The 534-nt window shown below is 54.1% G+C and carries 1 rRNA gene; it reads left to right on the top strand.

Going from position 1 to position 534, the window contains the following annotated elements:
• A 23S ribosomal RNA gene (locus tag IM304_RS22195) occupies positions 1 to 534 on the top strand; the annotation flags it as partial.

Genomic DNA, 534 nt, shown 5'->3' with positions numbered 1-534 from the left:
GCTGGGGGTGAAAGGCCAATCAAACCGGGAGATAGCTGGTTCTCCCCGAAAGCTATTTAGGTAGCGCCTCGTGAATTCATCTTCGGGGGTAGAGCACTGTTTCGGCTAGGGGGCCATCCCGGCTTACCAACCCGATGCAAACTACGAATACCGAAGAATGTTATCACGGGAGACACACGGCGGGTGCTAACGTCCGTCGTGAAGAGGGAAACAACCCAGACCGCCAGCTAAGGTCCCAAAGTCATGGTTAAGTGGGAAACGATGTGGGAAGGCACAGACAGCCAGGATGTTGGCTTAGAAGCAGCCATCATTTAAAGAAAGCGTAATAGCTCACTGGTCGAGTCGGCCTGCGCGGAAGATGTAACGGGGCTAAACCATGCACCGAAGCTGCGGCAGCGACACTATGTGTTGTTGGGTAGGGGAGCGTTCTGTAAGCCGTTGAAGGTGTGCTGTGAGGCATGCTGGAGGTATCAGAAGTGCGAATGCTGACATAAGTAACGATAAAGCGGGTGAAAAGCCCGCTCGCCGGAAGAC

The sequence above is a fragment of the Enterobacter cloacae complex sp. P40C2 genome (genome assembly GCF_014930695.1).
Taxonomy (GTDB): Bacteria; Pseudomonadota; Gammaproteobacteria; order Enterobacterales; family Enterobacteriaceae; genus Enterobacter; species Enterobacter pasteurii.
Note: the sequence above shows the minus strand (reverse complement) of the source record. Positions and strands in the feature narration are given on the sequence as shown.